Below are 10,784 nucleotides of genomic sequence, written 5' to 3'. Positions count from 1 at the left end.
CCGGCGGCAACGGCCGTGTCAACGATGTCGTGTACGGGGTCGGTCATGATTATTCCTTGAGTGAAGCAGGTCTGTGAAGCGGAAGAATATTTCGAGAGCTGCTCTTGGGAGATAGGCGGGCGTCACTCTTCCGCGTGACGGCGGTGCCATCGGCAAGAAGCGCAGCCAATACGGGCTTTGAGCCACCTTGCGCTCGAGCATCGGGGAGCCCACCCCGCATCAAGTGTCAAATGGCCGCCCATAAATATCGTTCGACCATCGAGTGGACATCGACCCGCGCCTTCATCCTGGCCGCAAGCAGCGCAGTGCCGCTGATCTTGCGCTGAACGAACAGGATGTCGGCGGGCGGGATATGCCAGGTCGCCTGGTCCGCCGCGACCTCCCTGCCTTCGTCACGCAGCACCTCGACGAAGCTGCGGTCACCAAAGTCGAACGGCCCGGCGCGGCCCATCTCGCCGACGATCACATCGATCATCCGGTCGATGCGCTCGCCGTGCCGCGCAATCGCGCCTTGCCCCAGAAAACCCGCGGCGAGCGCCGCAGACCGTGCGGCGGTGCGGTCGCCATGGATGCCGGCCCGAAGCAAGCCGCGATATGCCTCGACGGTCGCGGGCTCGACCGGCCTTGCCGCCCCGAAATCGAGCAGGACCAGCCGCCCGGTGTCGGGCTGGTAGCGATAATTGGCGAAATTGGGATCGGTCTGCATGATCCCGAATTCGAACAGCTCGCGCAGTACCAAAGCGATCAGCGACCGCGTTACCCTGTCGCGCACGTCCTGCGGCGCGTCGATCAGTGTTTCGATGGGCCGCCCCGCGACGAAGCTCATCGCGAGGACCTGCGGGGTCGTGAATTCGCGATCGAGCGTCGGGACGACATAGTCGGGTGCATCGTGCAGCAATCCGGCGAACAACGTCATCTGTTCGCCCTCGCGGATGTAATCGGCTTCGTCGGCAAGCTGGCGTTTGGCCTCGGCGAGTAGCGGCGCGATTTCGAGTTCGCGGGGCAGTAGCGCCGATACGCGCAACAGGGTCGCAACGTTGTCGACATCGGCAGCGATGCTCTGACCGACGCCCGGATATTGCACCTTGATCGCAAGATCGCGCCCGTCGCGGGTCAGTGCGCGGTGGACTTGGCCAATCGAGGCCGCGGCGATCGGGGTCGCGTCGAAACGGGCGAAACGCGTCCGCCAGTCCTTGCCCCATTCCGCCGCAAGCACCTGTTGCAGCTGTTGTGGCGGCATATGGTGCGCGTTCTGCCTGAGCCGCGCCATGATCTCGGCTAGCTCGGGTGTCAACATGTCGCCAGCGTCCATCGAGATCATCTGGCCCAGCTTCATCGCCGCGCCGCGCAAGTGCGATAGGCGGTCGGCGAGCCGCCCGAAATTGCCGGGCGTCAACAGCATGTCGCGCATCCGTGGGCGCTCGCCATCGGCAATGCGCCGCGCGCCTTCGGCGAGCATACCGCCAGCAATGCCTCCCGCCAGCCGGCCGAAATGGCCGAAGCGTGATAGCCGGCCGCTAGGCACTGCGCGGCCCTTGGGATCGGGCTGATCGCGGGGGATATCGTCGCTCACGCCATCACCAGCCGCGATTACCTCCGCGCGCGGCGAGGCGCTGCAGCCGGGACCGAATGCGCAGGAATCCGAGATAGCCGCGCTCCAGCAGGGCCAGCACCCAGGGCCGCCGTGCCGCGAGTCCAAGCGGTCGCAGCAACGGCACCGCGCGCCACATTGCCCCAAAGGCGGCCGCGCCCGACAGCACCAGTCCGTCCTCGCTGACATGAAAGCGCGCCAGCAGATCAGCTCGATCGACCGGGCACGCAATATCGTCTCGCGTCGCATCGACGAAACGGATCGAGCCTGTCCGGTCAAGCCGACGCATGAGCGCGATTTCGCGGCGGCAAAGAGGGCACGCGCCATCGTGCCAGACGATCAATTCAGCCATGCCGCCCACATGGGGAGTCGAACGCGCGTTTGCATCGCATGCTTCCGCACAAGTACCGACAATACGCAATTTATGCGAACATCAGTCCCGTTCAGCCGCGAAGAGCAGGGTCGCGGCGTTGCCGAGGAACCGCGTGCCGAGCAGGCCCGAGGCGAGCGCATTGATCGGTCCGCCACGCGCGTCGTCGAGGTCGAAGCTGACGGCGGCGATGTCGATCACCGGCTTGCCGTCGCGTTGCAGTGCCCCGTTCAACGCCTTGAGATCGTTCGCCTGAAGCGCGGCGAAATCACCTTCGACATCCGTCAGTTCACGCTCGAGTGCCGCGACCCGGGCAATCTGATAATTGGTCGGCGCACCCTCGCTGCCCGTAATGGCACCGTAAGCGGTGTCGGCATGTTCGCGAAGCCGCTCTTCGCCGGTGATCGCCCCGCCTTCGGTGGTCGCGGCGATCTCCTTGCGCAGCACATCGCCGCGCGCCGCGACTTTCTCGGCCAGTGCCCGGGTTGACGGCGGCGCGGTCCGATCGTCGGCGATTTTCTCCGCGCCCTCGCGCACCGAAGCAATCTTGGCCGCAAGCGTGCTCATGCGGGCGAACAGCGCCTTGGTCCGCTCGGCCGCGTCATATTGCGCCTTGCGGTCGGCCAGCGTGTAGGTCGCGCGCCGATCGAAGACCACGTCGAGTGGCATCGTCTGGGCAACGCCGTTCTTGGTGATCCGCACGGTATAACGGCCAAGCATCACCCGCTGGCCCTGGATCGAGGAACCGGCGATCGAGGCAGCCGGCGGCACTTGGGGCGGTTTGGTCAGCATCGACCAGCTGATCCGGTTGAGCCCCTTGCGCCGTGAGGCGGGCAGCTCGTCGACCAGCGCGCCGTTGGGGTCGAGAACCTCGACCTTCATCCGGCCGATGACGTGGCGGGTACGCTGATAGTAACTGATCTGCGCACCGGCCGGCGGGTTCTGCCCGGCGTACATGGCGTCGCCCTCCGCCCATCCGCCGTTGCCGCGGATACGCTGTTCGACCGGACGCGACGGGATCAGCTTGAGATCGCTGGCGAGCGTGGCGCGGTCGAGCCGGCGCAATGGCGAAATATCGTCGACGATCCAGATACCGCGCCCGTGAGTCGCCAGGACCATGTCGTCGTCGCGAGTCTGGAAGGCGATGTCGCGCACCGCCACGTCGGGGAAGCCGGTCGGACGGAACCGGGCCCAGGTCGCGCCGCGATCAAGCGACGCGAACAGGCCCTTCTCGGTGCCGAGGTAGAGGTTATTCGCACTCTTGGGATCTTCCTTGATGACCCAGGCATAGCCAGTCACAGAGGTCGTCTTCGCGCCAACGATCGGCTGCCAGCTGCGGCCATAATCGGCGGTGCGGAGGACATACGGCGTGAAATCGCCGTAGGTGTGGCGATCGATCGCGGCATAGGCCACGGCCGGGTCAGTCCGACTTGCCTCGATCCACGATACCCAGCTGCCTCCGGCGACGCGCAGGTTGCGCGTGAGATCGGTCCAATGCGCACCGCTGTCGCGGGTCAGCTGGACGTTGCCATCGTCGGTCCCGACCCAGATCAGGCCCGCCGCGACCGGGCTTTCGGAGATCGAATAAATGGTCGCATTGGTCTCAGCCGCACTATTGTCGACGGTGATCCCGCCCGACTGCTCCTGCTTCTGGCGCATCGGGTCATTGGTCGTCAGATCGGGCGAGATGCGATCCCAGGTCGTGCCATGGTCGCGGCTGCGGAACAGGAACTGCGAGCCGATGTAGAGCGCGGTCTTATCGTTGGGCGACAGCGCGATCGGCGTGTTCCAGTTGAAACGCAATTTCTCCTTGTAACCGGCCAACGGCTGGATCGAGGGACCGTCATGGGTCTTGCGGTTGATCCGCGCGATCGTCCCGCCCTGATATTCGGCATAGACATAGTCGGGATCGGTCGGATCGGAAAAGGTCCACATGCCGTCGCCGCCATAGAGATTCTCCCAGCGGGAGTTGGTGATTCCGCCGGGATATTCCTGATCGCCGACCCAGCTCGAATTGTCCTGCAACCCGCCGTAGACCTGGTACGGATCGCGATCGTCGACGCTGACGTGATAGAATTGGCTGATCGGGAGATTATAGCCCTTCCACCATTTGTTGGCGCCGTCGTGGCTGAACCACAGCCCGCCGTCGTCGGCGCCGACCATTTCCTTGCTGTTGGTCGGGTTGATCCACACGTCGTGCCAGTCGCCATGGCTAGCGCCGGCGGCGTTGGCGAAGCTCTTGCCGCCGTCCTCCGACGCGATCACCGAATAACCCATCTTGTAGAGCTTCTGGTCGTCCTTGGGATCGACCACTAGGCGGCTGAAGTAAAAGGGTCGCCAAACCATGCCCTGGCTGCGGTCGCGCTCCTCCCACGTCTTGCCACCGTCGGCCGAGGCGTACAGCGCCGAACGGACATTCTCGATGAAGGCATAGACCATCTTCGGGTTGGACGGCGCAAACACCACCTCGACCCGGCCCCACGGCCCCTTCGGCAGGCCGCTGCGGCTGGCGGCATCGAGCGGAGTCCAGCTAGTGCCGCCGTCATGACTTTCCATCATCCGGCTGCCCGAGGGGGCGGTCGGGCCGTCGCCGCCGGAGCGGAAGGTCCAGCCCTTGCGCCGAAAGTCCCACAGGCCGGCGAGTAGATGGCGCGAATCCGACGGATCGAGCGCCACGGCGGAACAGCCGGTCGACAGGTTCGATCCCTTCAGCACCAGGCTCCAGCTTACGCCGCCGTCGGTCGTGCGATAGAGGCCGCGGTCGGCGCTGTCGCTCCACAGCGCGCCGGGCGCACAGGCATAGACGATGTTGCTGTTGGCCGGATCGACCACGATCTTCGTGATGCGCTCGCTCTTGGCCAGCCCCATCCGCGTCCAGTTTCCGCCACCGTCGGTCGATTTCCAGATGCCATCGCCGACCGACACCGAATTGCGGGTCCAGCCTTCGCCGGTGCCGACCCAGATCGTCTTGGGGTCCTTCGGATCCATCGCCAGCGCGCCGATCGATTGCGCTCCGGCCTTGTCGAATACCGGGCGGAAGGTCGTCCCGCTGTCCTCGGATTTCCACACGCCGCCCGAAGCAGCGCCGACGAACAGCGTGACCTTGCCGTCCGCCTCCTGATGCCCGGCGAGCGCCGCGATGCGGCCCGACATTGTTGCCGAACCGATGTTGCGGATACCCAGCCCCGATACGGTGCCGCTGTCGACGACGAGCGTGGCGACGGGCGCGGCCAGTGCGGCGGGACTGGCCGCGGCGAGGAGCAGGGCGATCGACGAGTGGCGCATGGCGGTCATCCTTCTCAGCGCGTCGGCAAGGGCTTGGGCGGTGTCGCGGGGGTCGGGGCAGCGGGCGGTGTCGCCGCCTTTGCCGGAGGTCTCTCCGACGCGTCGGGGGCAGTCGGCGCGGTCACAGCCACCGCAGCGCCGGGCTGGGCGAAACTCGCCGGATCCAGCCGCGGATTGGCGACGGCCGAGGCGATCAGGATGCGGACCCGCTGGTCGGGCTGGGTCGGCTGCCAACTGTCGATCGCCATCGGGAAATAGGCCCCGCCGACCTTGTCATAATCGCCATATTCATAATCGGTGATGGTCTGCGCGCCGCGCACCTGCCGGGTCTCGGTCGCGCGAATTTCGAGGAACGTGTCGGGGTCGAGCAGATAGTCATATTGGTCGCCGTCTTTCTGGCGGATCTGCAGCTTGTAGGCGTTGGTACCGTCGAAATCCTCTCGTCCAAGATAGCGGAAACTCGATCCGTCGTGGAGCGAGGCGAGCAGCACGCCGTCGATCAGTCCGGCATCAGCTTGGGCCCGCGCCTCGTCGGCCGACATCCGCTCGGCATCCTTGCGGCCCTGGAAGGGATTGATCTTCCATGCCGATTGCCCGTCATAAGCCTGGACGATCGTCAGGCTCTGGATGGTCAGGTCGTCGCGCATTCGGTCGCCACCAGCATTGCGCGCGCGGGTACCGTGATAGGTCAGCTGGAAATCGCCCGGGGCGATGAACTTGCCGTTGAACTCGATGGTGTTGATCGCCGCCAGCGCCGCCGCCCCGCCGCGCGCCGCTAGATTCTTCGCCACCAGCTCGGCGGCTGTGGGCTCGGATGCGGCGGTGAGGGAAGAGGCAGTGGCGGAGAGCAGCAAGGCAAGGCCGGCGAAGCGAAAACCCATCGATCATCCCCTATCAAAACTGGTTGATGTTGCGACCTATTTCGGGGCGCGGCAAGGCGATCGGAGGGTCCGCTACCGCCGTTCGTCGAAAACTTTGGGCGGGGGCCAGGATTCGCTTGTGCTTGCCTGCGGTCACAATTCGCTAGTGGCTAGAATCCAACCCGCCTCGCTCCCTCAATGCATCGCCAGCCGCGTCTCGCGGGCCATGCTCGTGCCCGGCAGGACGAACCGCACCTTGCTGTTGGCGAAGTCGATCGACACGCGGTCGAACGCGCGCAGCGCGTTCATGCCCAGCAGCAGCGCCGGCCTTCTGTCGAGGTCGAGCTGCCGGAACACCGATGCCGGCAGGAAGGCAATGCCGATGTTCTTCAACGTCACGCCGCCAATCTGCAGCGTGCGCGCAAGGACGATCTCGGCCTGTGCCTTCTCCCCGGCGACGGTGACGAGCTCGGCCGTCAACGGCACTCCGCGACCGCGCCGCAGCTTCGAGCGCAATGCCTCATTGCCGATGCTGATTTCGCTTCCGGTGTCGATCACCACTACTACGCCGCGCCCATCGACCGTCGCGTCGGTGAACAGCAGGCGTCCGTGCTTCCGCCGGGCGACGACGACAATCTCCTCGCCATCACTCGCTTCCCTTGTGGCGGAGGGGGAAATGCCCATTATCCTGCGCTTGAAGTCCAATTCGACGCGTTGCGCCTTGAGCATGTCGACGCCCAAAATCCCGTCCGCCCCGATATTGTCCGACAACAGCGTCGGCGCGCCAGCAACCGCAGTGCTGCGATTGCTGATCTGAAGCGCGGGGATGTCGACCGTCGACACATCGCTCTGGCCGAGCACACTGTGCATGGTTGCTGGTGCGCCAGCGATGAGTTTGAGATGCTCGGCGAGTTCGAGCGACACGACGGTACGCTCGGCGCCGGTATCGATCAGGAACCGGTACGGTCCGTGTCCACCGACCATGACGGGGACGGTCATCCGGCCATTGTCATCGGTCGAGAAATGCAGGTCGTTGGCCTGTCCTGACGCCGCCAGCCGGTCGGGCGATGGTGCGGCGGGTAGAGCCGGGGCCGCAGCAAGCAGGATCGGCACGAGTATCAGCGATAGACGCATGGCGGCCTCCGTCGGGCCGAGCGATCGACCCGTCACGAAAGTTACGCCTCCGCATCGTCCCCGGCAAGGCGCATGCGCGGAACCGACAACGATGCGTCGCTTAGCCGCAATCCGAAAAAACCTTCTTTTTCGCAGGGAGATCATTCGCCGAATCGGACAATATTCTAACGAATCGGTAAGGCACTGTGCGTTAGACATGATGCAGATCGCAAGGATGGTCGGGTGAGTGCTACTGTGTCCGGGGCGCGAATTGGGGTGACGTGTGGAAGAGCTGCCAGTCGAAACGACGCTCTACAGCCTGTCGGCGTCGGCGCCGACCATGCCTGCCGAACGGCGCGACGGCGATCGCCACCTAACGCTGTTTCGGGTCGGTTCGGTAAATATCGGTGATCGCCGCGAGCTATGCCTGATCAAGAATATTTCAGCCGGCGGGATGATGATCCGCGCCTATTGCACGGTTGCCAATGGCGAGCGGCTGACCGTGGAATTGAAGAGCGGGCAACCGATTGCGGGTAACGTAACCTGGGTTCGCGATCAGACGGTGGGCGTCGCCTTTGACGAGCCGATCGACGTGATCGAGGTCCTGTCCGCATCGATGGAAGGACCGCGCCCGCGAATGCCGCGGATCGAGGTCGATTGCCACGCCACTGTCCGCGAAGGAGCTTCGACGTTCCGCATGCGTGCTTGCGACGTCAGTCAGGGCGGGATTAAAGTGGCGACGAGCGTCGTCATGCCCAAGGGGGCCGACGTCGTCGTTACCCTGCCCGGTCTCCCCCCTCTGCCTGGTGTCGTGCGCTGGATGGAGGAAGGCTTTGGCGGAATTACCTACAATCGTCTCCTTCCGCTGCCGGTCCTCGTCGGCTGGCTTCAGGAAACGCGGGGAACTCTTCGGGCGGTGGGTTGATCGACGTATCGCCGTCCACCCCCTATTCAGTCGGGATGGCACCGGACCAAGCTTCACCCATTTGGCGTTCGATGAGCGTGAGCCGCTTCGGCCCCACTCCCGGGCGACGGAAGTCGAACTGGACGCGCGGACGCGGCGTCGGCACGTGGCGCAAAACCGTTTCGGGGCACAGCGCTGTCACGAACTCGACGCCTCCGCGCTTGCCCTCGACCCAGGCGAGGCGGCCTTCGATGCTGATTTCCGCCTTGCGGAACAGCAGCTTGGCGCCTTCCACAGGAAGCTTGTCGGCCTCGATCAATGCGCCTTGTGCCGAAAGGTTGCGCAATTTCACGGGCAGCGAAAGGCCCGAAATCTCGATCGACGCGCTCATCAGCACATTTGACCGCTGTGAACGCCTGTTCTGGGTATCGCCACTGTCATCCATCGTTCGGGCATAGCCGCGAAGGGTAAACCATCGTTTAAGAAGCGATGACCGGCACCGCCTTTCGACTCGCCCTGATTCTCGCACTGCTGCTGCTCGCCATGATCTGCGGCGCACTGGGCGGGGCGACCAATGCGCTCGACGTGGCGTTGATCCGTGACGGGATCGCCCTGCGCGCCGCCAACCGCTGGCCTACCGACGCCGGGCTCGCGCTCAACATCATCGGCGGAGTCGCAGCGACGTTGGGCGTAGCAGTGGCCGGATCGCTGCTGTTGTGGCGTCGTCGTGGCCACGGCGAGGCGTTGCGCTTTGCAGCCATGATCGCCGGTGGGCGGCTGCTGGTTGAGGCGATCAAGCTGATCGTCCACCGCCAGCGCCCGGCGCTCGACCTGCACCCGGTCGTCACGCATTCGCTCAGTTTCCCCAGCGCCCATGCCGCCAATTCGATGATCGCCTTGTGCACATTAGCGCTGTTCTTCGCCCCGCCCCACCGTCGCCCCGGCGCAATTGCGGCAGCAGTCGTCGCCAGCCTGGTGATCGGCGCCTCGCGATCCTTAATTGGCGTCCACTGGCCGAGCGATGTGGTCGCCGGCTGGGCGATCGGCGTAGCGTGGGTGATCGCCGGCTGGACGTTTGTGCAGCGGCTAGCGGCGAACCAGGCGGAGCATGATGTTGTTGACGGGCATCGCTCGGCGCTCGCTGAGGATTAGACCCCGCGCAGCCGCCTTGCCCGCGAACTCCTCGACCTTGCGCAGGCCCCATTGCGCATCCCGCGCGCGCAGGTCCTCGTCGAACGCTAGGTTGGACGGCGCGGTCGCGACCCCCTTCTCGATCCACGGTCCGTAAAGGATCAGTGGGCCGCCCACCGGCAACAGCCGCGCCGCACCGTCGAGCAGGCCGAGCGCGCTCGCCCACGGGCTGATGTGCACCATATTGATCGATAGCAGCGCATCGACGCGCTCCACGTCCCAGGATGGGGCGGCTGCATCGATGTGGAGCGGAGCTAGGAGGTTCGTCGGCCCTTCCTCACGCCACCCGGCAATAGAGGTCAGCGCTTCGGGTGCGGTATCGCTCGGTTGCCACGTCAGCGCGGGAAATCTCCGCGCAAAGGCGAGCGCGTGCTCCCCGGTCCCGCTGGCGACTTCAAGCACCACCCCCGTCGCGGGCAGCCATTCGGTGAGCGCATCGCCGATTGGCTCCACATTGCGCAGCGCCGCCGGAGCGGAACGCCTCGCCGCTGAGATCTCCGCCTCGTAGAGGCGCCGGTCGCTCACCGCCCGCCGATCTCGGTTCCCTCGCCCGCTTCCGCCCCGTCCGGGGCAGCGGTCCGAAACGCCAGCACCGGCTTGCGCGCCGCCAGCGTCTCGTCGAGCCGGTGTCGCGGGGCGAAGATCGGCGCCGCCTTAAGGCTCTCGTCCCCGGCCCGTGCGCGCTCGGCGATCGATCGCATCGCGACGATAAACTGGTCGAGTGTCGCCTTGGATTCCGTCTCTGTCGGCTCGATCAGCATCGCGCCATGAACCACGAGCGGGAAGTACATCGTCATTGGGTGGAAGCCCTCGTCGATCAACGCCTTGGCCAGGTCGATGGTCGATATTCCCTCTGCGAAACCTTTGTCAGAGAACAATGCTTCGTGCATGCAAGGACCGGATTCGCCAAACGGTGCGTCGAGCAGATCGTCGAGGCTGCGCAGGACGTAGTTCGCGTTGAGCACGGCATCTTCGGCGACCTGCCGCAATCCGTCCGCGCCGTGACTGAGGATGTACGACAGCGCCCGGGTGAACATTCCCATCTGCCCATGAAACGCGACCATTCGCCCGAAACTGTTGGACCCTTCGGCGTGCGCCGTCTCTTCCTCGACGAGCCGATAGCCGTCGCCGTTTTTGACGACATAAGGCAGCGGTGCGAACGGGGCGAGCGCTTCGGACAGCACCACCGGCCCTGACCCCGGCCCGCCGCCGCCGTGGGGGGTCGAGAAGGTCTTGTGCAGATTGATGTGCATCGCGTCGATGCCGAGGTCGCCCGGCCGCACCCGCCCGACGATCGCGTTGAAATTCGCCCCGTCGCAATAGACCAATGCGCCGGCCGCATGGACCGCGTCAGAAATCGCCTTCATTTCAGGCTCGAACAGCCCGCAGGTGTTGGGATTGGTGATCATCACCGCCGCGACGTCCGGCCCCAGCCGCGCCGTGAGCGCAGCCAGATCGACCCGCCCCGCC

10 protein-coding genes are annotated in these 10,784 nt (G+C 65.2%); 2 read left to right on the top strand and 8 right to left on the bottom strand.

Annotated features, from left to right (window positions below):
* Positions 1–226: 226 nt before the first annotated feature.
* The 5 genes from RMN84_RS03140 to RMN84_RS03120 all read right to left on the bottom strand — a co-directional run bounded on the left by RMN84_RS03140 (position 227) and on the right by RMN84_RS03120 (position 7,240).
* Positions 227–1,573, bottom strand: a complete 1,347-nt coding sequence (locus RMN84_RS03140; protein ID WP_309610751.1) for an AarF/ABC1/UbiB kinase family protein — start codon at positions 1,571–1,573, stop codon at positions 227–229.
* Between the two features lie 4 nt (positions 1,574–1,577).
* Positions 1,578–1,943 carry a DUF393 domain-containing protein gene (locus tag RMN84_RS03135; RefSeq protein ID WP_309610750.1) on the bottom strand — a complete coding sequence of 122 codons (366 nt, stop codon included), beginning with the start codon at positions 1,941–1,943 and terminating at the stop codon, positions 1,578–1,580.
* Between the two features lie 81 nt (positions 1,944–2,024).
* Positions 2,025–5,246 (bottom strand): sialidase, encoded by a 3,222-nt coding sequence (locus RMN84_RS03130; protein ID WP_309610749.1) that lies wholly within the window; start codon positions 5,244–5,246, stop codon positions 2,025–2,027.
* A 14-nt stretch (positions 5,247–5,260) separates the two neighbouring features.
* Positions 5,261–6,127, bottom strand: coding sequence for a hypothetical protein (locus RMN84_RS03125; RefSeq protein ID WP_309610748.1), 867 nt, complete (start codon positions 6,125–6,127; stop codon positions 5,261–5,263).
* Positions 6,128–6,301: 174 nt separating this feature from the next.
* Positions 6,302–7,240 (bottom strand): aspartyl protease family protein, encoded by a 939-nt coding sequence (locus RMN84_RS03120; protein ID WP_309610747.1) that lies wholly within the window; start codon positions 7,238–7,240, stop codon positions 6,302–6,304.
* Between the two features lie 262 nt (positions 7,241–7,502).
* Between RMN84_RS03120 and RMN84_RS03115 the strand changes: the two genes are divergently transcribed.
* Positions 7,503–8,144, top strand: a complete 642-nt coding sequence (locus RMN84_RS03115; RefSeq protein WP_309610746.1) for a PilZ domain-containing protein — start codon at positions 7,503–7,505, stop codon at positions 8,142–8,144.
* Between the two features lie 22 nt (positions 8,145–8,166).
* Here the strand turns inward: RMN84_RS03115 and RMN84_RS03110 are convergent, their stop codons facing one another.
* Positions 8,167–8,568 (bottom strand): PilZ domain-containing protein, encoded by a 402-nt coding sequence (locus RMN84_RS03110; RefSeq protein WP_309610745.1) that lies wholly within the window; start codon positions 8,566–8,568, stop codon positions 8,167–8,169.
* 44 nt (positions 8,569–8,612) lie between these two features.
* Between RMN84_RS03110 and RMN84_RS03105 the strand changes: the two genes are divergently transcribed.
* The gene (locus RMN84_RS03105) at positions 8,613–9,275 is read left to right on the top strand and encodes a phosphatase PAP2 family protein (RefSeq protein WP_309610744.1); all 663 of its coding nucleotides are present in this window, start codon (positions 8,613–8,615) and stop codon (positions 9,273–9,275) included.
* On the opposite strand, the gene RMN84_RS03100 is transcribed toward RMN84_RS03105, so the two are convergent.
* Complete coding sequence (locus tag RMN84_RS03100) at positions 9,210–9,839, bottom strand: DUF938 domain-containing protein (RefSeq protein WP_309610743.1); 630 nt, start codon at positions 9,837–9,839, stop codon at positions 9,210–9,212. The two genes, RMN84_RS03105 and RMN84_RS03100, sit on opposite strands and share 66 nt — an antisense overlap.
* Positions 9,836–10,784 (bottom strand): aminotransferase class V-fold PLP-dependent enzyme (locus RMN84_RS03095; RefSeq protein ID WP_309610742.1); only part of this gene is annotated, 949 nt, incomplete at its 5' end. The genes RMN84_RS03095 and RMN84_RS03100, both read right to left, overlap by 4 nt.

It is taken from the genome of Sphingomonas sp., from assembly GCF_031380695.1.
Lineage (GTDB): Bacteria > Pseudomonadota > Alphaproteobacteria > Sphingomonadales > Sphingomonadaceae > Sphingomicrobium.
The sequence above is the reverse complement of the archived record's forward strand: the minus strand, read 5'-3'. Positions and strand labels throughout refer to the sequence as shown.

Excerpts from the sequence above, each read along its gene's own strand:
- RMN84_RS03135 (WP_309610750.1), bottom strand. The coding sequence starts at position 1,943 with ATGGCTGAATTGATCGTCTGGCACGATGGCGCGTGCCCTCTTTGCCGC.
- RMN84_RS03130 (WP_309610749.1), bottom strand. The coding sequence starts at position 5,246 with ATGCGCCACTCGTCGATCGCCCTGCTCCTCGCCGCGGCCAGTCCCGCC.
- RMN84_RS03125 (WP_309610748.1), bottom strand. The coding sequence starts at position 6,127 with ATGGGTTTTCGCTTCGCCGGCCTTGCCTTGCTGCTCTCCGCCACTGCC.
- RMN84_RS03120 (WP_309610747.1), bottom strand. The coding sequence starts at position 7,240 with ATGCGTCTATCGCTGATACTCGTGCCGATCCTGCTTGCTGCGGCCCCG.
- RMN84_RS03110 (WP_309610745.1), bottom strand. The coding sequence starts at position 8,568 with ATGGATGACAGTGGCGATACCCAGAACAGGCGTTCACAGCGGTCAAAT.
- RMN84_RS03105 (WP_309610744.1), top strand. The coding sequence starts at position 8,613 with ATGACCGGCACCGCCTTTCGACTCGCCCTGATTCTCGCACTGCTGCTG.